The sequence below is a fragment of the Bacillus sp. S2(2024) genome, assembly GCF_050474045.1.
GTDB lineage: Bacteria > Bacillota > Bacilli > Bacillales > Bacillaceae_G > Bacillus_A > Bacillus_A yunxiaonensis.
Genome location: NZ_JBFLUS010000003.1, coordinates 4199943 through 4224360 on the forward strand (window position 1 = coordinate 4199943; position 24418 = coordinate 4224360).

20 protein-coding genes, 1 pseudogene and 1 riboswitch are annotated in these 24418 nt (G+C 39.4%); of the genes and pseudogenes, 12 read left to right on the forward strand and 9 right to left on the reverse strand.

Annotated features, from left to right (window positions below):
* Window positions 1-49: 49 nt before the first annotated feature.
* Window positions 50-346, reverse strand: coding sequence for a hypothetical protein (locus AB1284_RS21360; protein WP_429753089.1), 297 nt, complete (start codon window positions 344-346; stop codon window positions 50-52).
* A gap of 155 nt (window positions 347-501) precedes the next feature.
* Window positions 502-2262, reverse strand: a complete 1761-nt coding sequence (gene thiC, locus AB1284_RS21365) for a phosphomethylpyrimidine synthase ThiC (RefSeq protein ID WP_429753088.1) — start codon at window positions 2260-2262, stop codon at window positions 502-504.
* A 262-nt stretch (window positions 2263-2524) separates the two neighbouring features.
* A riboswitch (TPP riboswitch) is annotated at window positions 2525-2640 on the reverse strand.
* Window positions 2641-2844: 204 nt separating this feature from the next.
* Between thiC and AB1284_RS21370 the strand changes: the two genes are divergently transcribed.
* Together AB1284_RS21370 and AB1284_RS21375 are read left to right on the forward strand one after the other, a co-directional pair.
* Window positions 2845-4203, forward strand: coding sequence for an arsenic transporter (locus tag AB1284_RS21370; protein WP_429754401.1), 1359 nt, complete (start codon window positions 2845-2847; stop codon window positions 4201-4203).
* Between the two features lie 57 nt (window positions 4204-4260).
* Window positions 4261-4947 (forward strand): DUF2642 domain-containing protein, encoded by a 687-nt coding sequence (locus AB1284_RS21375; protein WP_429753087.1) that lies wholly within the window; start codon window positions 4261-4263, stop codon window positions 4945-4947.
* Window positions 4948-5000: 53 nt separating this feature from the next.
* On the opposite strand, the gene AB1284_RS21380 is transcribed toward AB1284_RS21375, so the two are convergent.
* Window positions 5001-6662, reverse strand: a complete 1662-nt coding sequence (locus tag AB1284_RS21380; protein WP_429753086.1) for a lactate permease LctP family transporter — start codon at window positions 6660-6662, stop codon at window positions 5001-5003.
* Window positions 6663-7277: 615 nt separating this feature from the next.
* Here AB1284_RS21380 and AB1284_RS21385 point away from each other — a divergent pair.
* Entirely contained in the window at window positions 7278-7451 is a 174-nt protein-coding gene (locus AB1284_RS21385) for a hypothetical protein (protein ID WP_429753085.1), read from the forward strand.
* A gap of 565 nt (window positions 7452-8016) precedes the next feature.
* Here AB1284_RS21385 and AB1284_RS21390 read toward each other — a convergent pair.
* Window positions 8017-9261, reverse strand: coding sequence for a serine hydrolase domain-containing protein (locus AB1284_RS21390; RefSeq protein ID WP_429753084.1), 1245 nt, complete (start codon window positions 9259-9261; stop codon window positions 8017-8019).
* A gap of 571 nt (window positions 9262-9832) precedes the next feature.
* Between AB1284_RS21390 and AB1284_RS21395 the strand changes: the two genes are divergently transcribed.
* From AB1284_RS21395 to AB1284_RS21405, 3 genes are read left to right on the forward strand one after another with little or no spacing between them, the layout of a single operon-like run.
* Window positions 9833-10315, forward strand: coding sequence for a DUF4367 domain-containing protein (locus AB1284_RS21395; protein ID WP_429753083.1), 483 nt, complete (start codon window positions 9833-9835; stop codon window positions 10313-10315).
* 45 nt (window positions 10316-10360) lie between these two features.
* Entirely contained in the window at window positions 10361-10945 is a 585-nt protein-coding gene (locus AB1284_RS21400; protein ID WP_028402269.1) for a TetR/AcrR family transcriptional regulator, read from the forward strand.
* Window positions 10946-11004: 59 nt separating this feature from the next.
* Window positions 11005-12831: an alpha/beta fold hydrolase gene (locus AB1284_RS21405; protein WP_429753082.1), complete on the forward strand. Its 1827-nt coding sequence runs from the start codon at window positions 11005-11007 to the stop codon at window positions 12829-12831.
* A gap of 47 nt (window positions 12832-12878) precedes the next feature.
* On the opposite strand, the gene AB1284_RS21410 is transcribed toward AB1284_RS21405, so the two are convergent.
* From AB1284_RS21410 to AB1284_RS21425, 4 genes and pseudogenes are all read right to left on the reverse strand, one after another.
* Complete coding sequence (locus tag AB1284_RS21410; RefSeq protein ID WP_350495082.1) at window positions 12879-12977, reverse strand: IS3 family transposase; 99 nt, start codon at window positions 12975-12977, stop codon at window positions 12879-12881.
* 44 nt (window positions 12978-13021) lie between these two features.
* Window positions 13022-13105, reverse strand: a pseudogene (locus AB1284_RS21415) (IS6 family transposase); the annotation flags it as partial.
* Between the two features lie 187 nt (window positions 13106-13292).
* The gene (locus AB1284_RS21420) at window positions 13293-13784 is read right to left on the reverse strand and encodes a metal-binding protein (protein ID WP_429753081.1); all 492 of its coding nucleotides are present in this window, start codon (window positions 13782-13784) and stop codon (window positions 13293-13295) included.
* Between the two features lie 77 nt (window positions 13785-13861).
* The gene (locus AB1284_RS21425; RefSeq protein ID WP_429754400.1) at window positions 13862-14224 is read right to left on the reverse strand and encodes a YkvA family protein; all 363 of its coding nucleotides are present in this window, start codon (window positions 14222-14224) and stop codon (window positions 13862-13864) included.
* 592 nt (window positions 14225-14816) lie between these two features.
* On the opposite strand from AB1284_RS21425, the gene AB1284_RS21430 reads away from it, so the two are divergent.
* The 6 genes from AB1284_RS21430 (at window position 14817) to AB1284_RS21455 (ending at window position 23456) form a co-directional block, all read left to right on the forward strand.
* On the forward strand, window positions 14817-16751 hold the full coding sequence (locus AB1284_RS21430; protein ID WP_429753080.1) for an LTA synthase family protein: 1935 nt from the start codon (window positions 14817-14819) through the stop codon (window positions 16749-16751).
* A gap of 269 nt (window positions 16752-17020) precedes the next feature.
* Window positions 17021-17893 (forward strand): D-amino-acid transaminase, encoded by an 873-nt coding sequence (locus AB1284_RS21435; protein WP_429753079.1) that lies wholly within the window; start codon window positions 17021-17023, stop codon window positions 17891-17893.
* Window positions 17894-18105: 212 nt separating this feature from the next.
* Complete coding sequence (locus tag AB1284_RS21440) at window positions 18106-19635, forward strand: SH3 domain-containing protein (protein ID WP_429753078.1); 1530 nt, start codon at window positions 18106-18108, stop codon at window positions 19633-19635.
* A 341-nt stretch (window positions 19636-19976) separates the two neighbouring features.
* Entirely contained in the window at window positions 19977-21185 is a 1209-nt protein-coding gene (locus tag AB1284_RS21445; RefSeq protein ID WP_429753077.1) for a NupC/NupG family nucleoside CNT transporter, read from the forward strand.
* 217 nt (window positions 21186-21402) lie between these two features.
* The gene (locus AB1284_RS21450; RefSeq protein WP_429753076.1) at window positions 21403-22158 is read left to right on the forward strand and encodes a GGDEF domain-containing protein; all 756 of its coding nucleotides are present in this window, start codon (window positions 21403-21405) and stop codon (window positions 22156-22158) included.
* Window positions 22155-23456 (forward strand): glycosyltransferase family 2 protein, encoded by a 1302-nt coding sequence (locus tag AB1284_RS21455; RefSeq protein ID WP_429753075.1) that lies wholly within the window; start codon window positions 22155-22157, stop codon window positions 23454-23456. Before AB1284_RS21450 ends, AB1284_RS21455 begins: the two co-directional genes overlap by 4 nt.
* Before the next feature lie 224 nt (window positions 23457-23680).
* Here the strand turns inward: AB1284_RS21455 and AB1284_RS21460 are convergent, their stop codons facing one another.
* Window positions 23681-23815: a hypothetical protein gene (locus tag AB1284_RS21460; RefSeq protein ID WP_429753074.1), complete on the reverse strand. Its 135-nt coding sequence runs from the start codon at window positions 23813-23815 to the stop codon at window positions 23681-23683.
* Window positions 23816-24418 lie beyond the last annotated feature (603 nt).

The following is a 24418-nucleotide window of genomic DNA, read 5'->3' on the forward strand; positions in this document are numbered from 1 at the left end:
GATAGGGACCCTCCAAAATATATACGGAAGGTTCCTATTTCTATACATACTAACGCTCCGTAAATCGGTGATAGAGGTAATGCGGAATTTCAATACAAGCCAATATAAAATAGACCAGCAACATACATGATGTAACGATAAAGAAAAACGGTAATTTCGAATACCACTTCTTCGCAAAATAATATACAGAAAGCCCAAAACTACCAACCACAAGAAACAACGTGCCAACAGCTGTTATGATAATATCCATTTGTTTCTCATAATTTGGTGACAATAACAAAATAAATGTAACGACAAAAAGAATCTGTAATATAAATGCAGTAGCAGGATCAATTTTCTGCTCCATTTTTCTCCTTCCGATTCGTCTTACTTTTCATGTAGAGTATTCTTGATAGAATAACAAAATCCCCCTGCTCTCGCGCAGCAGGGGGACCATTATCTATATTAGGTTAGGGTACACATGATCATAGATTAAGAGGTGTTCAAAAAGATACTTTCTAATTATTGATATAATTGACTGCCTGTTTCTTTAAACTCTTCTGCTTTTTCTTTCATACCTTTTGAGATTGCTTCTGTTGTTTCTAAATCATTATCCTTTGCATACTCACGAATATCATGTGAAATTCTCATACTGCAAAACTTCGGACCACACATTGAGCAGAAATGCGCTGTCTTTGCTCCTTCTGCTGGTAATGTTTCATCGTGATATTCCATTGCACGCTCAGGGTCTAATGATAAATTAAATTGGTCACGCCAACGGAACTCAAAACGCGCCTTAGAAAGAGCGTCGTCACGCTGATGTGCTGTTTTATGACCTTTTGCAAGGTCAGCGGCATGCGCGGCAATTTTGTACGTAATAACACCTTCTCGAACATCATCTTTGTTTGGTAAGCCAAGATGTTCTTTCGGTGTTACGTAGCAAAGCATTGCTGTACCGAACCAACCAATCATCGCTGCCCCGATCGCAGAGGTAATATGGTCATAACCCGGCGCAATGTCTGTCGTTAACGGTCCAAGTGTATAGAACGGTGCACCATGACAAATGTCGAGTTCTTTATCCATATTCTCTTTAATCAAATGCATCGGTACATGTCCTGGGCCTTCGATCATCACTTGTACGTCATGCTTCCAAGCAATTTGCGTAAGTTCTCCTAATGTTTCCAGCTCAGAAAATTGAGCTTCATCGTTTGCATCCGCAATTGAACCAGGGCGTAATCCATCTCCAAGAGAGAAGGAAACATCGTACTTTTTCATAATTTCACAAATCTCTTCAAAATGTGTATATAAGAAGTTTTCTTGATGATGATATAAACACCACTGGGCCATAATCGAACCGCCGCGTGATACAATTCCTGTTACACGCTTTGCTGTAAGCGGAATGTAACGAAGCAGCACACCAGCATGAATTGTAAAGTAATCTACACCTTGCTCCGCTTGCTCAATTAGCGTATCACGGTATACTTCCCACGTTAAATCTTCCGCGATTCCGTTTACTTTTTCAAGCGCTTGGTAAATCGGCACTGTTCCAACTGGTACAGGCGCATTACGAATAATCCATTCACGTGTCGTATGAATGTTTTTCCCAGTAGAAAGGTCCATAATTGTATCTGCACCCCAGCGTGTTGCCCACGTCATCTTCTCTACTTCTTCCGCAATCGACGATGAAACAGCTGAGTTCCCGATATTCGCATTTACTTTCACGTGGAAGTTACGTCCGATAATCATTGGTTCTGCTTCCGGGTGATTAATATTTGCTGGTAAAATAGCACGGCCTTCAGCAATTTCTTGACGCACAAATTCTGCTTCCACACCTTCACGAATCGCCACATATTCCATCTCTGATGTGATGATGCCTTTACGCGCATAATGCATTTGCGTAACATTTTCCCCAGCTTTTGCACGAAGCGGCTTACGTCCCATTTGCGGGAATATAGGCGTATGGTTAGCTGCTGTTTTCACACCATCATCTTCTGGTTTCACTTCACGGCCCTCGTACTCTTCTACATCTCCACGTTCCACAATCCAGCAGCGGCGCGGCGTTGGAATCCCCTTTTCTAATTCCACTTTGTAATCAGGATCCGTATAAGGACCACTCGTATCATACACACGAATAGATGGATTCGGTACACCGTTTGTATCGCTTTGTGCAATCTCGCGCATCGGTACTTTCATATCTTCACGTGTACCTTCTACATATACCTTCTTACTTCCCGGTAAACTTGACTTCAACTCAATTTGTTCAGCTGAAACAGATTGTTTCATAATATGTTTCCTCCCCTGTGTCTTAGCGAAGTAACCTCCGCTTTTCTTAGATCCAGCTTCGCCTCCTAAACCCTCTCGTCTAAGAACCTTCCACACGAGAAAACAAAAAGCGCTTTCTGTGCGAAAGAACCTTAGCCAACGGGTCTAAACAGTCGGCTCCGCTTTTCTTTTGACCAGGACGAGAACTAGCGGCCAGTGTATGCTCAAATAAAAAAGCCAGGTCCATAATAAAGAATAGGACCTGGCAACATAAGGCATTGTTATGTAAAGCCGTTAACTTCCCTCCGCTGGTACGAACCAGATCAGGTCCAAAGGGTTAAAAAGTTTCAACGCACTTCTCTCTCAGCCCAACTCGCTTGGGCACCCCCAGTTTATCACTGATTAAATTTTTACTACGCTCCTATCATACATCATTGTCTAAAAAATGCAAAGGTATTTATATCATTTCTTTTCCTTATTCAAAAAATGGGTATTTCACTTAATACAGGCTGCTTCCCCACTACATACATATAGAATATAAGCCAGTGCAGGACGTATGTCTTATGCAAACTTTTCACTATAAGAACAGGGGTGAGAGAGTTGATAAACCTACAATCTACAATAACCATACTCGTTTTTCTCGGAACCACGCTCATCATCTTTTGGCGTCCAAAAGGGATGAATGAAGCAATTCCGGCAACAGTTGGTGCAGTGATTGTCATTTTAAGCGGTACAGTTTCTCTTACCGACTTGGGTGATATTAGCTCAAAAATTATTGGCGCCGCCATAACAATTATGGCTACCATCGTTATGGCAATCGTATTAGAGAGTTTCGGCTTTTTTTATTGGTGCGCCGTTCAACTTGCTAAAAAAGCAAAAAGCTCTGGTATTCGCCTCTTTTGGTATACAAATCTTCTTTGTTTTCTCATGACATTATTCTTCAATAACGATGGTGGCATCTTAATTACAACTCCCATTTTACTGCTTTTGTTACATCATTTACGACTCACACATGATCAAAAAATACCTTACTTACTAAGTGGTGCACTCATCGCTACTGCATCCAGTGCGCCGATTGGTGTAAGCAATATTGTGAATTTAATCGCCTTGAGAATTATTGATATGGACTTATACATGCATACAGCCATGATGTTTGTTCCCGCTACGTTAGGTCTCCTTTTTATGTCGTTTCTATTACTCCTTGTTTTTCGGAAAAAAATTCCTGAAAAACTCCCGGTCTTATCGACATACTTAGATGAAAATTTCGTTAAAAAACCCTTTCACCCACTGCAACCACGTCCCGCAATTGATGAAAATCGTAAGCGAACAAGGTTTATGCTTGGCATTCTATTATTTGTTTTCTGCGTTCGCCTCAGCTTATTTATCGCATCTTTCTTCCAGTTTTCTATCGCCATTGTAGCAGTCATTGGCTCCGTTATTTTACTCGGGTGGAGATGGTACAAACTGCGTATCCCACCTCATGATATGATTAAAAAAACCCCTTGGTACGTCTTAATTTTCGCATTTTCTATGTACGTGATTGTATATGGACTTAATAACATCGGCTTAACCAAACTACTCATAGCTACATTTCATCCACTCATCATTAATAGTTTATTTCATGCCACTTTTGTTATGGGCGGCTTAATCTCTATCCTTTCAAATCTTTTGAATAACCATCCTGCCTTAATGATTGGCACAATGGAACTCACCCAGATGGGACTAGATCCTATTACATTGAAAACCATTTATCTTGCAAACATCATCGGTAGTGATATAGGCTCACTATTACTCCCAATCGGTACATTAGCAAGTTTAATGTGGATGTATATTGTGAGAAAAGGAAAAGTAAATATCGGCTGGGATACCTATATAAAAACTACATTTCTTGTCATTCCGCCAACCGTCATTTTTACACTATTTTGTCTATATTATTGGGTTAAGTTAATCTTCGCATCCTAAAACATCTCTCTTCTTCACTACGTTAGAAGGAGGTGATTACGAGAAAGGTGATTTATCATGCTTCATTTACAAAAATATATTAATCAACCCATACAAGTGACACTATCTGGGGAGCTTCTTCCATTTGAAGGAATTATGATTGATAAAGGCTCAGATATTATTGTATTGTATGATGGAGAGAAATACATGTATATCTCTAGTTTACACATTCAACATTTAACCCCAAGCATTAATCCTTCATTATTTGATAACCTGGTAATTCCAGAATCTTTACTACCGCAAGACATCATATCAAGTGAATCCACTATTTCACTGCGTAAAACATTGCAAGTGGCAAAAGGACAATTTATTGAACTTGCGCTATCATCTGAACACGCCTTACATGGATATGTTACCCACATTATGAATGACTATTTTGTTTTCCTCTCACCTGTCTATCAAATGTTATACATCCCATTTCATCACGTAAAATATATCGTTCCGTATCAGGAAGCAGAAATGCCTTACGGACTCGAAAATGAAAAACTTTTATCGCCAGCTTCAAAACTTACACTTGCACGTACATTTTCTGAACAAATGAAAAAACTAAAACAACGTATCGTTTTACTTGATTTAGGCATACACAGTTATAAAATTGGCAAATTAGCTGAAGTAACCGACAATCAAATTGAACTCATTACAGCACGTAATCAGCGTTTTCATTTCAATTTACATCACGTTAAAACCGTACATCTTCCAGCCTAAATTCAAAAATAACAAAAAGGGGTATCTCATCATAAGAGACACCCCTTTTTCCATTAAGGAATCATCCAAGTTAAATAATAAGCTTGAATGTATGTGATAATACCAACGATTGTTACGAAGAATAAACTATGTTTCACTGTGAAACGAAATAAGTCAGATTCTTTTCCAGCAAGTCCAACTGCCGCACATGCAATTGCAATGGACTGCGGTGAAATCATTTTACCAGTTACACCGCCCGTTGTATTCGCCGCAACAAGCAATACTTCCTTCACGCCTACTTGATACGCTGTAATTGCTTGTAGATTTGAGAATAGTGCGTTTGCAGATGTATCTGATCCTGTTAAGAATACCCCAAGCCATCCAAGGAATGGTGAGAAGAACGGGAAGAACTTCCCAGTTCCCGCTAATGCTAATGCCAATGTTGATGAAAGCCCTGAGTAATTTGCGATAAACGCAAAGCCAAGTACTAATCCAATTGACAGAATTGGCATTTTCAATTCTTGTAACGTTTCTTTAAATGTAACAGCCGCTTGTTTTGGACTCATTTTCAAAACAAACATTGTGATAATACATGCAATCAAAATCGCTGTTCCTGTTGCCGATAAAATATCAAGCTTTAATATAGCTTCATATGGCGTTGGTTTATTAACAATTGGCTCTGCCTTCATCACTAAATTATGCAGACCCGGAACTTCAAATTTAAACACTAAGCTTGCAAGCGCACCACCTGGAGCAAATAGATCTTTAAAGAATTTTTGGCTCCAGATTACAACCATTATCGTTAAGATAATAAACGGTGACCACGCTTTCAAAACTTTTCCTGCTGTTAAATCTATTGTCGAACCAGCATTTACCGTTGCCGCTGCCTCTACTTGTCCTTCTCCAGAACGATAAATTTCTTTTGGCTGCCATACTTTTAAGAATAGTGCTAAACTCACTAAGCTCACTAGTGCCGATGTAATATCTGGGAGTTCAGGTCCAAGATATGTTGCTGTAATAAACTGCGTAATCCCGAATGAACCACCTGCTACAAATAATGCAGGCCACGTTTGTTTGATACCTTTTAATCCATCCATTAAGAATACAATAAAGAATGGAACAAATAACGATAGAAGCGGTAATTGATGTCCAGCCATTTGTCCTACTTTATGAGGATCAATACCTGTTACTTGACCAGCTACTAAAATTGGAATCCCCATAGCTCCAAATGCTACCGGCGCTGTATTTGCGATTAAGCAAAGTCCCGCTGCGTATAATGGGTTTAAACCAAGTCCTGCAAGAAGTGCTGCTGTAATTGCTACCGGTGCTCCAAATCCTGCTGCTCCCTCTAAAAATGCACCAAATGAGAAGCCAATTAAAATGACAAGTAAACGATGATCATTTGTAATAGAAAGAACAGATGCACGAATAATATCGAACTGTCCCGTTTTCACTGAGATTTTGTATAAGAATACTGACATGATGATAATCCACGCAATTGGCCATAATCCATAAGCAAAACCATAACCCGTTGCTGCCATCGCCATCGTAAATGGCATTTTATAAACGAAAAGTGCAATTATAACTGTTAATACAACTGTAATAAAGCCTGCAACATAGCCTTTCATACGAAAAACTGTTAACGCTAAAAAGAAAAATATAATTGGAATCATTGCAACTGCTGCTGAAAGCCAAATATTACCTAGCGGATCATAAACTTGTGTCCATGTGCTCATAGTTTCCCTTCCCTTCTAATCTTCCTTTTTCATAAACCTATAATCCTATAAATAGACAATCGGGTCATCAGACCTTTAAGTCTAAAAAATAAAACGTCCAAAGAAAACGTTTTCATAAATATTTGATAATTCTACTTTATCATATTTCCCTATATTTACAATCCTATTTTCGAATTTTTTTCACATTTCATTTGTTCATTCTTTCACAAAATGTGATATGATTATAAGTTTTTTAAATAACATGAAACTTCCTTCTGGGAGCGTTTTTCCCCAGAAGGTTAGCTGAACCAATCGGGCTCCCCCTCTTCTGTAGAAAGGCGGAAGCGGCTCGCCCAGAATCGCAGGACGCTCGCGCACCCTAGAGAGAGGTGCTTTTTGTCTCGTCCGAGGGAGCGAAACGACCGGAGATTCTAGCCGCTAGAGCTGGACAACACTTTTCCCTGAATCTTGAGGTGGGGTATTACCGTCCGCGAATAGCCGGATAAATGACGAACTTATTCTAGCATAATTTTTTGCTCATATAACTCGGACTATTGGAAATTTCTCTAATATACGAATAGTAAAATGACATTTTCTTATACTAAGGTCGAAAAACAAATTTAGGAGGGATAAAAATTGACTGAGCAAAATCGAACTCAATCTGCCATTGATGCAGGGCGTAATAACACAAAACGCGGAATTAAAGTAGCAAGCGATGCAGTACAAAATGCAGTTGATGCTGTTGAAGATGCTGGAAAAGCAACAGTTGACCGTATTTCTGAAGCAGTTAAAGATGTCACAGCTCGTTAATACGAGATAATTTGTTTGCGTGTTTGTTGGAATCATTAAGCAAAGAAAAATAAAGTGAAACTTCCTTCTGAGAGCATTCTTTCCCAGAAGGCTAGTTGAACCAATCGAGTCCTTACAGACGGTTTGTCTCTCTTCCTTACCTAACTTCTTACCGACTGTTTTGACGGGATATAGGAAAATCTCACTATCTTTTATATAAAGGGTAGCGTCAGGAAAATGAGGATTTACAACATTAAACAAATTACAGCATAGAAAAAAATCGATTCCTCTTATGTTTAGGAATCGATTTTTTAATTTGGCTTATTAAACTAACATGCTCTTATATGTAGTATCCGTTTCAAAACACCGATATGGTGCACCTTTTATCTATGTTTACATGTAACCATAAAAAAGCGTTTAAGGACTTGACTTGGAACCTCCGTGGGCATGATTGGTCTTAAAAGGCTGAAGCAGTTGTTTCTGTCGGCAAACCAACCTATCATACCCACGTCCTGATTCCGCCCCAATAAGGTTGATGAAATTCACAGGCCCTTTTTTAAACGAACGACGAACCGCGAGCTCGATTTCAGTCTTCGATTGCCTGGTAGACCATGGTCCAGAAGTCGTGGATAAGCCGTGCCGAATTCGGGACTGACAGCCCGACCTGGGTAAGTAGGATTCCGGTAAGCTGGTTGTCCGGGTCGGCGTACGCCGTTGTGCCGCTTCCACCGTCCCAGCCGAACTGGCCGATGGACGCATAGTCGCCGCGGTAGGTGCGCACCGCCATCCCGAAGCCCCAGCCGCCGTGCTGCCCTTGGCCGAACGACACATGGACATTGTTTTTGGCCAAAGCGTCTCGGGCTACTTGTTGCTCAGGTGTGAGGCGGTTGGTGGTCATCAGCTGGACGGCGTGCCGGGACAGGATCCGTTCGCTTTCGTGCATCCCGTGATTCAGCAGCATCCGTAAATACGCGTTGTAGTCGTCGACGGTGGAGACCAGCCCACCACCGCCGCCCTGGAACGCTGGAGGCTGGCTCCAGCGTCCCCCCTTGGCCTCGTCCCACACGATGAACTCTCCGGTCTGCGGGTCGGGGGCGTAAAGGGTCGGCAACCGGTCGATCTTGTTGGCGGGCACGTGGAAACCGGTGTCCTTCATGCCTAGGGGGTCGAAGATGCGTTCGCGCAGGAACGTCTCAAACGACTGGCCCGTGACCCTGGCGACGAGCACGCCGAGTAAATCGTTGCTGATGTGGTATTGCCATCGCTCTCCGGGCTGGTGCATCAGTGGAAGCTCGCCAAGACGGCGCATCCACTCATCCGGCTCGGGCATCGGCACCGGTAGATCGGGCGTGAGCCCCTTCTCGAAAATCGCGTTCATGATCGGAGTGCCCAGCGACGTAATATCCATGCCGAGCCCGAACGTGGAAGTCAGCAGATCCCGTACGGTGATCGGACGCCGCGCTGGCACGGTATCGTCCAGCGGGCCGTCGATCCGCTTCAGCACCCGCCGGTCGGCGAGTTCCGGTAACCACGTCTCTACCAGGTCATCCAGCCGCAGCCTGCACTCGTCGAGCAGGATCATTGCCGCCGAAATCGCAAGCGGCTTGGACGTCGAGGCCATCCGAAAGATCGTGTCTCGGCGCATCGGCGCTCCACCATCATGGCGCATCGTGCCCATCGCTTCAACGTGCGTCTCACCGTTCCGGCTGACTAAAGCAACGACCCCAGGAATCTTCCCGGAATCGACATGTCGTGCCAGCACGTCGCGCATTTTGTGCAGTCCTGTTTCGGAGAAGCCGCTGTTGCTTTGTCCCGTTGTAATCTTTTTCATTTGGTTTCCTTCCCTTTACTTTTTTATCAACTCTATTTGTTCTACAAATTCTCTTTTGCTATTCATGCTTAAAAGCCCTTTGTTACTCTATCTAATCTATTTCCTTTTGGATACAAATATAACTGTTCATTGAATTTTATACATAAAGGTACGACTGTTCGATGAATAAGATTTTTAATTTTAAAACACTCGAAATTTACTCCTTTTAGGACCTTAGCATTATTAAAATTTGGGGAATCGTCTTGGAAATGGTCTTAGCGTTGTAAATCCGCACTTTCCTGACGGTACCCCATCGCCATCAAGCTAAGATTATATAAGTTTAATTTCACGTGAGATTTTTTCTTTCTAAAGATCCAGTGTAAGTTCTTTAAAGATTTGCATACCAAATAAACCCTATCGGGTTTCAATTTTTTAGATTATGCTACATGATTGTGAGACACAGAAAAGTTAACTGAATGTGTATGGAACATACATGATCCTTCGTTAAACAAAAGAGACAGGTTATTTAATGAAAAATGATAGTTTGGAAATACTACCTGTCAGAAAATCCAATTAGAATCGAGGTAATAAATTGATAGTTCCATTTCGTTTATTCATTACCTTTATACTTTTAATTAGTTATCCAATGACAATCATAGCTAAAGAAATTAAGTATAATCACAACAGCACCACTATTCCAGAAATACAGAGAAAAGTTGATTTCACTATTTTATCTCCAAAAAAGATTCCAGATGATTGGACATTAGATACAAAAACATCCCCTTGGATAAGGCTACATTATATGGATAGCAAGGATACAAAGCTGATGGTTGCTATTCATATAAGCAGAAGAATTCTATTATCCGATGAAGAATTCCCTCATGCTGAACAAGTCGATATCAATGGAAACAAGGGTTATTTTTCAAAATGGGGGGATAGTGGGAAATTGGATAAGAACGGAGAACTCATTACGAGTGGGTTACTTCGTTGGACACAAGCTGGAACATATGTAGAAATGCAAAGTTCAAGATTACCGAAAGAAAAAATGTTAGAAATCGCAAAGTCAATGAATTAACGTTATTCACTTGACTCTCCATTTGTAGTACTGTATAGTACTAATATGAAAAAAAATACACTTAGTAATAAAGATATTGCTCTGCAATCCGCTTTTACATTGTTTCTTACTAAAGGTTTTCTGGCAACAAGCATGGACGACATAGTCGCACGTAGCAAAGTTTCAAAAACGAACATTTATTATTATTTTAAGAGCAAGGAGGAGTTGCTGCTCGCTATTGTTAATCAGTTGATAGCACATTACGAGCAGCGAATTAATTATATTGTGTCTCAAACTGAGCTCACCGTTCAGGAGAAATTAGAAGCGGTACTCCACATTTTAAGCGATACTATTGAACAAAATAACTACCTTGGCGGTTGTCCTTTCCTGACTCTGTATACACAGACGCCTATTGACGCGGTTGAAATTAGAGATAGAATCAAGAGTTTTTTTGAAAAACAGCTGCATGGTGTTGAATTGATTTTAGCCCAAGGGATTGCACGACAGGAACTAAAGGAAGAGCTGCCCGTTAAACAAACAGCTATGTTGATTGTCTCCTCTATTGAGGGTGCTCTCTTCTTGGCTCAAGCTTCTAACAACCAAGATATGATCAAAAATTTATTTCCTGCTTTAGCTTCCATGCTAAAGTAATATTTTTAGATGCATTAGTACTAGTTAGTACTATAAAATAATAAAGGAGTGTTTTTATTATGAATATCTTCATGACCGGCGGAACTGGTTATATTGGACGTCATTTAATCGCTGAGTTAGCTTCTCAGCATCAGATTTATGCACTTGTACGTCAAAAAAATCGTCTTCTTACCATCATCAATCAACTGGCACCCGATCAACAGAACAACATTGTTCCTGTTATCGGTGATCTAACGCAGCCTCGATTAGGTTTAAGTGATGACAGCTACAAGCAATTACTTGCAACTGATCTAATTATTCATGCAGGAGGTCCAATGAATATTGAGTTGAACCTCAGTGAAGCTGAGCAGTCTTTCCTCACCCCTGCAAAATCCCTTGTTCGGCTAGCACAGGATATCCACGCTGCAAAAGAATTAAAGCATTTTATCCATGTCGCAGGCTTTATGAGTCCCTATCATGAACAAAATGCATTGTTGGATCTAGATCATTTGCTGGACAATCAACCGCCTTATGAAAAAATGAAGTTTTTAGCCGATTCTTATATACGAAAATCTCTTCATAACATGAGCATTCCCTTATCTACTGTTAATCCTAGTGTAATCGTCGGAGACTCCTTCTCAGGGAAAACAGAACAGATTGGAGGCCTTAGTATCTTAGTCGATGCCGTAAGGCGAAATCTTATGCCGCTTGTTCCAGGCGGCGACGATTATTGGTTACCAATGGTTCATATTGATCATGTGGCTTCGTTTATTTCAAAACTTGCTAATACAGAAGGGTTATCAAGCAATACCTACTATCTTTTAGATTCTAAGCAAGAGAGTCCGTCGATCCGAACTTTCATCAAACTCATGGCACACGAATTGCAGACAACAAAGCCGTTAGGAACTATACCGCTTCCGTTATTGAAAACTGTACTTAGAATGGGTGCTGGTAAGATGCTTGGTATTCCTAAAGAATCCATGAGTTTTCTTGTTAAGTCGGAATTCCCTGTTTACAGTAAATTAGAAATAGAACAAAGGAGCGGCAGAAATTCATTCGTAGTTCCGTCCACGCTCCCTTTTATCATTAGTGATTTGGATTATCGGTTAAATCATTTAGGTCTGAATCAAAATGAGCAGAAAGATTTTAGTCAACGAAGAAGGGCTAACTTAGTTTCGCTAGAGAAAGATAGGAATGAAACGCCTATTATTTTTCTTCATGGGACGTTCAGCAATGCCGATGCCCTTTTGCCCCTCTCACAATTTTTAAGCAGTTTAAATACTTGGTTCGTAGATTTACCTGGATTTGGGCGTACCCCTTATCACCATAATCCTTCTGTGCTAGAAGGCTATGTAGAGAGCATTTCCACTATGATCACTGAGTTGAACAGACCCGTTATATTAGTGGGGCATTCATTTGGCGGATTGATTGCGGCTCAAGTGATGGAACGGCTGCCCTCACTGATCAAACAACTCATTTTATTGCAGCCAGTACTGCATCCTATCCAACCTAAATATAGATTTCGACGTATTACAAGTTTCGTTCTAAAATATATGGAGCCCGCCCGTTTGGAAAAAGAGCTACTTCAAGCCAATAGCTTCAGAACATCCAGTCAGTTATTGAGTAATTACGCTCATTCTGTGGTCCGTGATTTAAAATCACCCCGTATACGCAAAACTAACGCTACGGTCATGTCTTGCTTAACTATATCAAAATCCATTCAGTTAAATCCCGAGACATGGGATAAGAGGAAAATTAAGATACTATGGGGAGCTTTGGACAAAGATCATCATGTCCCAAAGCAGTTTGAACACTTGGATATTACACGTATTCAGTACGGTCATCAGTTTCCTGTTGAATCTCCTGAACTAACTGCTCAATGGATTTCTCAAGCTGTAACAGTATAAAGGTTCTTTTGGTAGTATTGATGGAGGTGTGGATTGTCAACACAAATTCAGACTGCTTTTTTAAGGGCTCGTTTTCTGAACTCAACTGGACTTAAATAACCTAAAGTTCCATGAACACGATGATGGTTAAACTGGTTCTGTTGCAAAGTTTGAAAAAAGCATAAACAGGTTGGTAAATGAAGAACAATGTTTAGGAAGTAGCTAGTAATTGTTGAAGTTCATTGTACGTTGAAAAGGCGGAGTCTCTTTGAAGACTTCGCCTTTGTTTATATAGGGGTCCCGCCACTATCCATCAAGCTAAGATTTTGAAATATCCCCAAAACGAAAAATTTATATTTCTACAGTTATTTATAAGAATTCAGCTCACTTTTTTCGTTTTGGGAAACAACCAATTTCTTAAGTTGATGGATGTGTGACGGTACCCCTAAAAAAAGTACTCGCACGCTGCGAGTACTTTTTTATCATCTTCTTTTTCTTCGTTTGCGGTGCATCATTTTTTTACGCCTTGTATTCACAACGTCCGCGATAATATGTAATGCACTAGCAGCAATAACGCCCAGTACAAACATAACAATTGCCACTTCATGTGCCTTTGCAATCTCTATGAGTTTCCCCTCTAGTACCGTCTTATTTAAAATATATAAAAACGGTGAGAAAACAAGCAACATATAAAGAATACGAATCAAATCACCAATAATAATCGTATGCGTAAGCGGTGACCGGTGCGGCATCACAACTTGATATGGATACCAAAAGATGCGAAGTAAGCCCCATTTGCGGTAGGCAGAGCTATGAATATCCAGATCCGGTGTTAAAAAGTACGTCCCAATAATAAATCCAATGGTAAACGTAAGAAGAAAATCAAAATTCGTTAACCCGTAAGAGCCGAGCATAAATAATACAACGGGAAGAGAAACTAAGTTTATCTTCGTATGTGTTTTTCCTGATGGCATATCTAATTCCTTCCGTTCGATCCTAACTTGTTCGACTGCCCATTTAATGAAGAAACACCAATAGACGTCGCACTACATTAATCTAATTTTTGATCGATAAGTGACGTATCCACATCAGAACCAAACCATTCTCCCAGCTTTGTACGCGCTTGTTCTTTCACTTCTTCATCTACATACATAGCAGTTTGTACGAGCGCAGCTGTTAATGCGCCTAAGTCATCTGTATAACCAAGACCAGCTACAAAATCCGGAATAACATCAATTGGTGAAATAAAATACGCAAGAGCACCAATAATCGTAAGCTTCACTGGCTTTGGAACACCTGGTTTCTGCAATACATAAAACAGCAACAAACTAGCATAAATAACTGAATGTCCCGCCTTAATCGCTGCATGTTTTACTTTATTCCAAAACGCTTCGACTGAAAATTTCTCCTTCATCATGACGAAATCTCCCCTCGTTATTCTTTTATCCCTTTATTCACGGGCTGTAAGACCCCCTACTGCTAGAAGTTTCACTTTATTTCTATTATGCCGAATTTATTTACAACATAAGCAAACTTCACATACATACAATATAATGTAGGTTCCGGCTTGGCCACGTTACTTATCATGTACTTTCATTATAACAAACAAACCTAAAAAGAACAAGTGTTCGGTGTTGGTTTTTAAATTTTTCTCAATATAAAAAGTCCCCTTTTCTACATCCGCTTTCCCCTATTTGTCATATTTTTTAGTTGACGAGCATATAAACCAATGTTAAAGTTTTCACTGTCAGCTATAATAAAAAAATACAAAAAATGTAAGAAATGAGCATGTTCCTAATAACCAAATTTTGTTGTATAATACAAAATGGCTTTGTTCTTATGGAACAATACAAAATGGCAGGAAAACAAAAGGGTATGCATAGTTTAAGTCATAAATAGATGTATAAAGAAAAACTCTATCCATGGCAAAGAAAACTATGTATTTTTTATTTTAGCATGTTTCTCTCGAAAATCGACCAAGCCTGATAGAGAAAGGGTGAAAATGGATGAAGGAATCTTTGAAATCACAATTTCAAAACGTGCGATTTACATTATTTGTTGCTATCACACTGTGGCTAAAAACGTACATTATTACACGTACTAGCTTTGACTTAAAACTAGAATCTTTCATGCAAGAATTCATTTTATTTATTAGCCCATTAGCCTCATCATTACTTTTAGTGGGCCTTGCATTATTTGTAAAAGGGAAAAAACGAAACTATATTGCACTTGGAATTGACATTGTCCTTACCATTGTTCTTGTTGGTAACGTAATGTTCTACGGTTTCTATAACGACTTTGTAACATTACCTGTACTTGGACAAACGTCAAACTTCGGTAGTCTTGGCTCTAGTGTGAAAGAGCTATTTAACTACAAAATTGTTGTAGCTTTTGCTGATATTATCTTCTTCGCAGTCCTTTTAAAGAAAAAGAAAGACTATGCAAAAACAGAGCGTATTTCACGTCCAATGCGATCACTATATTTCATATCAACAATTGCTATTTTCTTTGCAAACTTAGGACTTGCTGAAGCGGAGCGTCCTGAATTATTAACACGCTCATTTGACCGTGTAATGCTTGTCAAAAACTTAGGTTTATACGTACATCAAGTGTACGACCTTGGCTTACAAGCAAAATCAAGTTCACAAAAAGCATTTGCAGATGGCAGTAAGCTGCAAGAAGCAGAGAACTATGTGAAAACAGTGCAAGAAAAGCCAGATCCAAATATGTTCGGCTCAGCAAAAGGGAAAAACGTAATTGTTGTATCTCTTGAATCTATGCAGCAATTCTTAATTGGTGCAAAAGTAAACGGACAAGAAGTAACACCATTCTTAAACCAGTTCGCGAAAGAAAGCTATTACTTTGAAAACTTCTATCACCAAACAGGTCAAGGTAAAACATCTGATGCAGAGTTTCTTGTAGATAACTCTTTATACCCATTAGATCGCGGCGCTGTATTCTTTACGCATGGTAATAATGAATTTGTTGCAACACCAGAAATCTTGCATGAACAAGGCTATTACACGGCTGTATTCCATGCAAACAACGCAACATTCTGGAACCGTAACATGGTGTATCCAGCACTTGGTTACGATCGTTACTTTAATGAATTAGATTATAAGATTACCCCTGAAACAAAACTAGGTTGGGGTTTAAAAGATATTGAGTACTTTGATCAATCAGTGGATATGTTAAAAAATATTAAGCAACCGTTCTATACACGTTTCCTTACGTTAACAAACCACTATCCATTTGACTATGATGAAGCAACGAAATTAATTGAGCCATATAACTCAGGTGATGGTGTATTTGACCGTTACGTAGTAACAGCTCGTTATTTAGATGAAGCGTTAAAACACTTTATTGAACGTTTAAAAGCAGAGGGAATTTACGATAACTCTATTATTGTATTCTATGGTGACCATTACGGCATTTCTGAAAACCATAACCGTGCAATGGCACAATTCTTAGGAAAACAAGAAATTACAACATTTGATCAAATGAACTTACAACGTACACCGTTCTTCATTCACGTTCCTGGTCAAAAAGAAGGAAAAACAATTACAGCACCTGCTGGTGAAATTGATGTAAAACCAACAATCCTTCATTTATTAGGCGTTGATACAACGAACGACATTCATTTCGGTCACGACTTATTCGCACCAGAGCGAAAACCATTTGTTGTATTACGTGATGGAAGCTTCGTTACAGATCAATACATTCACACAAATAATACATTCTATAACCGCACGACAGGTGAAGTTGTAGAAGTACCAAAAGCTGAAGCACAAGCAATGGTTGATCGCGCACAAAATGAGCTGCGGATGTCTGATAAAATCATTGAAGGTGACTTACTTCGTTTCTATGAAGGTAACAAAGTAAAGACAGGTACAATTAAAACAATCATTAAAGAAAACAATAAAGAAAAGGCCGCTGAGTAATCAGCGGCTTTTTTCTAGTTGTAACATCAATTCTACAAAATACACCATGGCGACTAATTATTACACAACCTTCACTAAACTTTTACATAAAATTCATGAAACATCTCTATAATAAAACATGTAAGCTTTGTCCCTATTTATTATACAAGCTACCCTCCTTTTGCAACGTTCTGTAATCGAACGTTGTTTTTTTTATGCAAAGCAGGATTCTTTCTTCTAGCCTTCGAATTTGTATGTGCAGACAATACTTGGGGAAGGACGGAGAAAACATGAAATATGAACGCTTTATATTATGGAATGGGAAAATGCTTGATACAACAAACGAACAACCTCATATCGATTTAGAAGAGCGCGGTCTACAGTTTGGTGATGGCGTATATGAAGTCATTCGTGTTTATAAAGGGACCTTGCACTTATTAGATCCGCATATAACAAGACTATATCGCTCAATGGAAGAAATGGAGCTCACCCTTTTTCTCTCAAAAGCTGAGCTTATCGCATCTCTATATGAACTGCTAGCAAAAAATCAATTCCAAGAAGACGGCATCATTTATCTCCAAATTTCACGAGGTGTTCAGCCACGTGTTCATACCTTTTCCTTTGATGCAACTCCAACTATTTATGCATACATTCGTAAAAAAGAACGCCCTGCTTTATGGATTGAATATGGAATTCGCGCGATAACAGAGCCTGATGTCCGCTGGCTGCGCTGCGATATTAAGTCACTGAATTTAATACCAAATGTATTAGCTAGTACAAAAGCTGAGCGAAAAGGCTGCAAAGAGGCTCTTCTCGTTCGTAACGGCATCGTTACTGAAGGAAGCCACTCTAACTTCTTTCTTGTGAAAAATGGAACACTATATACACACCCTGCCAACCATCTCATTCTAAACGGTATTGTCCGGCAATATATTATATCGCTTGCCCATACATTACATATTCCCCTGCAGGAAGAATCGTTTCGTGTTCATGATGTATACAAAGCAGATGAATGCTTCTTTACGGGAACAACCTTTGAAGTAATGCCGCTGACACATCTCGATGGAACCGCTATTCAAAATGGACAAGTCGGGCCTATCACAAAATTGTTACAAAAAACATTTATGCAAAGTTTTTCTACTTCTAGCGTCTTTTGGTCTTAAAAACGGATAATTATCTCTCAAAAAACTTCAAATATATGGATATAATTCCAAAATAAGATGCATATTTGCATCTTTCTTTTTTTTGTTAACCTTTTTTATGATATTCGGATTTCTTCATAAGCATTGACATCAATCGACAACCATTTTAGAATTTTTATAGTTGGTAAATTTTTCATCACATTAAAATACAGACAGAAAGGAATCGACAAACTATGAAAAAATATCTTGCCGGTCTTGCGGCAGTGTCTGTAGCAGGTGCAGCAGCACCAACAATGGATACGGTTCAGGCAGCTACTGAACAAACCGCACAACAACCTGCAGCTCAAACAGCTCAAACAACATCACAAAACACAACAAAGTACACAGTAAACGCAGACGTATTACGCGTTCGTACAGGTCCTGGCACTTCTTATGAAATCATGTCTCGCGTACACGAAGGAGACACACTAAACGTAATTGGACAAGAAAATGGCTGGTACAAAATTAACCACCATGGAAAAGTCGGCTACGTTAGCGGTGAGTTTGTAAATGCGGGCTCTACTAGTACTACTTCTAAACCAGACAATAACACAACTGTTCAAGCAGCAAGTGGAAACTATACAGTAAATGTATCTTCCCTTCGTGTTCGTACAGGCCCTAGCACATCACATACGCAGTTAGGTTCTCTACATAAAGGACAAGTTGTTCAAGTCACTGGCGAAGTACAAGATTGGTTCAAAATTAACTACAGCGGACAAACAGCTTACATTAGCAAAGACTATGTAACAAAAGGCGGCTCTATTGCAGATGCGCCGCAGGATAACCAACAGCAAAATAACAACAACAATAATGTTACAGTTCAAACTGGTGGTACTTACGTTGTAAACACGACATCTTTACGCGTTCGTACAGGCCCTGCTACATACCACAGTGTAATTGGCGGCGTATTAAATGGACAAACATTAAACGTAATTGGCGCTGAAAATGGTTGGTTCAAAGTCAAACATAATGGAACAACAGGTTATGTTAGCAGCGAATTTGTGAAATTTGTAAAAGGTGGTACTACTCCATCTAATCCTTCTACATCCAATCCGCCAGCAACAAGTAACGAAACTCCATCACAAGGAAGCGGAGAATATTACGTTAATGCAAGCGCACTCAATGTACGCGGCGGTGCTGGCACAAACTACGGTGTAATCGGAGCCTTACCACAAGGGCAAAAAGTACAAGTACTTGCAGACGAATACGGCTGGAGCAAAATAAACTATAATGGTCGTACTGGATATGTAGGCACTCGCTACTTATCTAAAACACCTGTAAGCAGCGGACAAGAAAATAAGCCAGCTGAAAAACCGAATAATGGAAACAATAGCAATAACAACAATACAAGCAATAACTCTGGTGATATGTCTTCACTACTTTCATACGCAAAATCAATGGAAGGTGTTCCATACGTATGGGGCGGTACTTCTGCAAGCGGCGTTGACTGCAGTGGTTATATTTATCACGTTTATAAGAAATTCGGTTATTCAATTGGTCGTCAAAGTGTAGCTGGATATTGGAGCAGCTTCCAACATACATCTAGCCCACAACCAGGTGACTTGATTTATTTCCAAAATACATATAAATCTGGTCCATCCCATATGGGTATTTACCTTGGCGGCGGCACATTTATTCAAGCCGGTGACAATGGTGTTAAAGTTGCTTCATTAAACAACTCATATTGGAGCAGTCATTTCTTAGGATATTCTAAGCCTTATTAATTGATAGTTTTAGAGCCTTCTAGATTACTAGAAGGCTCTTTTTATTATGTAAACTTATCCCGTAAAAGCCCGATTGATGAGGCCTTCCATTCGTGATCATCCTAACTTTATTCGTCTTCCATATGTCACATTATGGATGGAACGAAACATCATGACAAAATTATCCATTTTACACTTTTTATGTGTTTACTACACTTATTTTTTTCCTATTCTGACTTTTCCGTAGACGTTTGACCTCTGATGTCTGGTGTGATAAGTTACATAAGATAATATTTTCAGAGAAACCAAGCAATTCTACTATTTGCAATGTTTCGTTAATTTAGAGAGGAGATTTTACAAGCATGAATGTTTTATGGGGAATTGGCGGCGTGCTTGGAGTTTTGGTAATTGCAGTTTTACTGTCTTCCAACCGCAAAGCTATTAAATGGCGCACAATTTTAATTGCGCTAGCTATTCAAATCACTTTCTCCTTCATCGTATTAAGATGGGATGCTGGAAAAGCTGGTTTAAAACATGCTGCCGACGGCGTACAAAGTCTTATTAATTTCTCATACGAAGGAATTAAATTCGTTGTAGGCGATCTAGCAAACCCGAAAGGTCCTTGGGGCTTCGTCTTTATTATTCAAGCATTACTTCCAATTGTATTTATTAGCGCACTCGTAGCCGTATTATATTATTTTGGTATCATGCAATGGTTTATTACGATTATTGGCGGCGGGTTAAGCAAACTTCTTGGAACTTCAAAAACAGAAAGCTTAAATGCTGTTACAACTGTTTTCTTAGGACAATCGGAAGCACCGATTTTAATTAAACCTTATCTAGATCGCGTAACAAATAGTGAATTCTTCGCTATTATGGTAAGTGGGATGACGTCTGTTGCTGGTTCCGTTCTTGTCGGTTATGCGGCAATGGGAATTCCACTTGAACACTTACTTGCAGCTGCGATTATGGCTGCACCTTCAAGTTTATTAATTGCAAAATTAATGATGCCTGAAACAGAAAAAGTAAATAACGATGTACAACTTTCTACAGAGCGTACAGATGCAAACGTTATTGATGCAGCAGCACGCGGTGCATCTGAAGGGATGCAGCTGGTTATTAACGTTGCAGCAATGCTTATGGCATTTATCGCATTAATCGCTGTATTAAACGGCCTACTAGGATGGGTCGGTTCTTGGTTCCACATCAAACTAAGTCTAGATTTAATTTTTGGTTACATTCTTTCTCCATTTGCTGTATTAATTGGCGTTCCACCACATGAAGCGATTCAAGCAGCTGGTTATATCGGACAAAAACTTGCTGTAAATGAATTCGTTGCATACGGAAACTTAGCTAAGCATATGGGAGATCTTTCCGAAAAAACAAACATTATCTTAGCATTTGCAATTTGCGGCTTCGCAAACTTCTCATCTATTGCAATTCAATTAGGTGTGACAGGTACACTTGCTCCTTCACGCCGCCAACAAATTGCACAATTGGGAATTAAAGCAGTAATTGCTGGTACATTAGCTAACTTCTTAAACGCTGCCGTAGCAGGCATGATGTTTTAATATATATAAATCCCTTTTAAGTTTTTCACTTAAGAGGGATTTTTTTATATACAATTCCCCATTATCCCTCACTCATCATATAACAAACTTTTCATCATAATGAAAAGTCGAACTTTACACTTCAGACATACAATGTGATTAAATCGCTTGACTCATCTTCCTTCTAATTACACATATTACAAATAACCTGTGATATTTACATTAGGGGGCGTTTACCATGAAAAGTACATCCCATAAAGTATTATTCGTATGGATTGTACAAGTTCTTTTTTATTTCGTTACAGTACAGATAATCGAATACAAATATGCCATTGTCTTTACAATTATGTATGTAGCTATTCATTTGTTATTCCTATTTATTCCCGATAAACAAGCTTTTGTACTCTTTATTATCGGAACCATTCTTTCTGTTTTCTATTTATTTAATGAAGCATGGTTATACTTATGGACCACAGCAGAACAACTCAGCTATATTGTATTTCATTTTCTCGCAGCTTCTAACTTCTTCTTTATTTACATTTCAACTTATTTATTCAAACAAGTTATTCACGAAAATAAACGCTTAACAGAACAACTTACAAAATTAGAACAATATATAGCTGGTACAAAGTTATTAACAAGACAAGAGTTTGAAAACCGCGGCATATTACTTGAAGCTGCGATGAAGCGCCGAGATGAAACAGGAGTTATCATCTACTTTGACTTTTCATCTATCAGTAAATATACGCGCAGGAGCGTGATGGATCGCGTTGCCTCTCTTCTATTAGAAACTGTACGCAATAACTTTGATCTTGTGGGGAAATATAATAGCGAAATACTTGTCATTCTCTTGCAAAACACAAATGCAGCAGGAGCAGAGATTGTCATGAACCGATTACAAGAAAAGATGAAAGCGTGGCTGACCGACGATGCAATCAAACAAATTCACATGAAACAAGAACAAATTGGAAAACAGGAGTTCCCTCCACTATGATGGCGCTCATTCTCCTTATTTTATTTATTCTATTTTGTATACTTGTTTTTTGGATTAGCATCGTCTTTTCGATTAAATATGTTCTTATTTTTACAGCATTTTTATTTTCCGGTTTACTTGCTTATTATTCCTTCTTAACCATTGCCGGATTAGTTCATCGCAATCAGAAGAAAAAAGACCGCACACTTTCACACTATCCTAGCGTTGATATTTTAATTCCAGCCCATAATGAAGGTGTCGTAATAAAAGATACGTTAGAAGCAATGGCAAACATTGAATATCCAGGTAAACTAACGATTTACTTATTAAATGATAACTCACATGATGAAACAGGAGAAATTGGCGATAGCTTTGAGCAAGCTTATACACATATTCGGCATATTCGTGTTCCGCCTGGAGAACCGAAAGGGAAATCACGCGTTCTAAACTACGGATTAAGCATTTCAGATAGTGAATACTTCTGCGTGTACGATGCAGATAACCAGCCGGAACCTCATGCCCTTCGCATGCTTGTGGAACATGCAGAAACAGTCGAAGATGCCGTCGGAGCAGTCGGGCATGTACGAACAGTGAATGAAACACGTAACTGGCTTACCCGCATGATTTCACTCGAGTTTCAAGTTTTCCAACTGCTTATGCAATCCGGGCGTTGGCTCTTATTCCGAACAGGTTCTTTAACGGGGACAAATATGCTTCTTCGGCGCTCTGTTTTAGAAGAGCTCGGCGGCTATGATCCTTATGCAATTGCAGAAGATGCCGAACTTACACTTCGAATTACACGTAAAGGTTATCTCTTACCGATTGTGCCTGAGTCTATTACATGGGAACAAGAGCCAGAACATTTGAAAGTACTGATCAAGCAGCGCACACGATGGCTACAAGGGAATTTATATATTTTAGAGAACATACTCTCTTCCCTTGATTTCTTCAAAGGAAAACTTCTTGTCCACTCCTTACAGCAAGTATTAGTCTATGCCGTCTTTTGGCTGTTTCTCATCATTTCAAACGTTTGGTTCATCATCGGTTTACTCGGTATCTTTCATATCCAATACACGATTCCGCTCTTGTTTATGTGGTATGTCGCATACGTGACATATACATCTCAACTATTCAGTGCACAAAGCGTCGAAAAAACATTCACACCCATAAACATATTTATAAGTGTCATTATGTATTTCACATATGCCCAGCTCTTCACATACTTATTTATTCGAAGCCTCATCCTATATTTACATGCAAAAAGCAAAAAACAAATCATCGGCTGGGACAAAACAGTGAGATTTAAAAAAGATAAATGAAAAAGCGGAAGCGGCTTGCTTAGAATCGGAGAAGCATGCCCAGCGACGATTCAAACGAATTTCTACTATTATAAAGAAAAAAAATAAGCGCAGAGCTGCCGTATGCTCTGCGCTTATTCTAGCCATAAACTTATATATCGAACTAATACCCCTTAGTTGAAAGTTACTTTACGCCCATCCCCCAACGAACGTAACACTTTCTATATATACGACAAAAGTGGATTCTACTTTTGTGAAACCAATTGCTTTTCTGGTTCCTTTGTAGTTTTTTCTATCTTTCGCTCTTCGTTCTCATGTACCGCTCTGTGCGTAGCACGCTTTAAACAAATATGCTTCCACTTTCGTTCGTAACGTTTCATTACTCTGGATGTCCTCCCTTAGTTGCCGTAAAACCTAAATTGAAATCGCTTACAGGAAATAATATAACACATTCAAGTAGAAGTGACAACACATTTTCGACAATTTTTTGTCAATATCACACAAAATAAAAAATCCCCTAACTAGATGGGTTCATTTTTCCCTCTTGTTTCATTAAAAGTAAAACTTCCTTCTGGGAGCGTTTTTTTCCCAGAAGGTTAATTGAACAAATCGGGCGCATGCCAACAGTTATCTCCCACCTGTCTTCTGTAGAAAAGCGGAAGCGGCTTGCCCAGAATCGCAGGACGCCCGCGCACCTGATAGAGAGGCACCTTTTGCCTCGTCCGAGGGGACGAAACGACCGGAGATTCCGCTAGAGCTGGACAACAAAGAAACGTGGAAGTGGCTCGTACAAAATGTGAGAGGGATGGAGCTTCTGACGTAGAGGTGTTTTTTACCTCGTAGGAAGAAGTGAAGCCACCGAACATTCTAGCCACTGGAACTGGACAATGCTTTCTCTGAATCTTGAGGTAGAGGTCTTACTGTCCACAAATAGGGGCTATAGGATACGTATTTCATTCATTGTGATATGTTACAGATATGCA

Coding starts and splice junctions, on each gene's coding strand:
- AB1284_RS21360 (WP_429753089.1), bottom strand. CDS start 346: ATGGAGCAGAAAATTGATCCTGCTACTGCATTTATATTACAGATTCTT.
- thiC (WP_429753088.1), bottom strand. CDS start 2,262: ATGAAACAATCTGTTTCAGCTGAACAAATTGAGTTGAAGTCAAGTTTA.
- AB1284_RS21375 (WP_429753087.1), top strand. CDS start 4,261: ATGCTTCATTTACAAAAATATATTAATCAACCCATACAAGTGACACTA.
- AB1284_RS21380 (WP_429753086.1), bottom strand. CDS start 6,662: ATGAGCACATGGACACAAGTTTATGATCCGCTAGGTAATATTTGGCTT.
- AB1284_RS21390 (WP_429753084.1), bottom strand. CDS start 9,261: ATGAAAAAGATTACAACGGGACAAAGCAACAGCGGCTTCTCCGAAACA.
- AB1284_RS21400 (WP_028402269.1), top strand. CDS start 10,361: ATGAAAAAAAATACACTTAGTAATAAAGATATTGCTCTGCAATCCGCT.
- AB1284_RS21405 (WP_429753082.1), top strand. CDS start 11,005: ATGAATATCTTCATGACCGGCGGAACTGGTTATATTGGACGTCATTTA.
- AB1284_RS21420 (WP_429753081.1), bottom strand. CDS start 13,784: ATGCCATCAGGAAAAACACATACGAAGATAAACTTAGTTTCTCTTCCC.
- AB1284_RS21425 (WP_429754400.1), bottom strand. CDS start 14,224: ATGAAGGAGAAATTTTCAGTCGAAGCGTTTTGGAATAAAGTAAAACAT.
- AB1284_RS21430 (WP_429753080.1), top strand. CDS start 14,817: ATGAAGGAATCTTTGAAATCACAATTTCAAAACGTGCGATTTACATTA.
- AB1284_RS21435 (WP_429753079.1), top strand. CDS start 17,021: ATGAAATATGAACGCTTTATATTATGGAATGGGAAAATGCTTGATACA.
- AB1284_RS21440 (WP_429753078.1), top strand. CDS start 18,106: ATGAAAAAATATCTTGCCGGTCTTGCGGCAGTGTCTGTAGCAGGTGCA.
- AB1284_RS21445 (WP_429753077.1), top strand. CDS start 19,977: ATGAATGTTTTATGGGGAATTGGCGGCGTGCTTGGAGTTTTGGTAATT.
- AB1284_RS21450 (WP_429753076.1), top strand. CDS start 21,403: ATGAAAAGTACATCCCATAAAGTATTATTCGTATGGATTGTACAAGTT.
- AB1284_RS21455 (WP_429753075.1), top strand. CDS start 22,155: ATGATGGCGCTCATTCTCCTTATTTTATTTATTCTATTTTGTATACTT.
- AB1284_RS21460 (WP_429753074.1), bottom strand. CDS start 23,815: ATGAAACGTTACGAACGAAAGTGGAAGCATATTTGTTTAAAGCGTGCT.